The 759-nt window shown below is 49.7% G+C and carries 1 protein-coding gene; it reads left to right on the top strand.

Annotated elements, in window-relative coordinates:
- The first annotated feature begins 94 nt into the window (after nucleotides 1-94).
- Nucleotides 95-715, top strand: coding sequence for a cobalt transporter CbiM (cbiM, locus tag A3766_RS04185; RefSeq protein ID WP_068510544.1), 621 nt, complete (start codon nucleotides 95-97; stop codon nucleotides 713-715).
- The last annotated feature ends 44 nt before the right edge of the window (nucleotides 716-759 follow it).

Below are 759 nucleotides of genomic sequence, written 5' to 3' on the forward strand. Positions count from 1 at the left end.
GCGTAGGGCCACAAAAGAAATTTAAAGGTAAAGAGCTGTCTCAAGACGCTGTCATTTGGGTGCAAGCCCATGAACTTAAGTAGAGGGTGCCAACGTGCATATAGTTGATGGTGCGCTTGCGGCGCCGGTTCTAGCAGCTGGTGTTGTACTTAGTGTAGTGGGGGTGGCGATCGGGTTAAAGAAGCTCGATTACGACCACTTACCTCAAGTCGGCGTACTATCGGCTGCGTTTTTCGTTGCCTCATATATCCATCTCCCACTTGGTTTTTCTAGTGTTCATCTTATTTTAAACGGCTTGATTGGCCTGGCACTTGGCTGGGCGGCTTTTCCCGCGTTGCTTGTTGCCTTGCTGTTGCAAGCTGTTTTCTTTGGCTTTGGCGGCTTCGTTGTCCTCGGTGTCAATACATTTAATATCGCACTACCGGCTGTGCTGATGTACTACGTATGTCATAGAGGGATCTCTGCTCCGAACACAAATTTAGCTGCGATATGGGGCGCGATTGGTGGCGCCGGTGCGATTCTACTAACTACATTGTTAGTTGCGGGCTCCCTGGCATTATCTGGAGAGGCGTTTGTGCTCGCGGCTCAAGCGACCGTATTGGCGCATATACCGATTATGATCCTAGAAGGTTTTGTTACCGGCGCGGCTGTCTTGCTGATTCGACAAGTTAAACCTGAGCTCCTGCGTATATCGGAGGATTGGGATGATACGTAATCTTTGTTTGCTCTTCCTTGTTTTCGTCAGTTCGCAGAGTGTCG

This window comes from Oleiphilus sp. HI0132 (assembly GCF_001635845.1).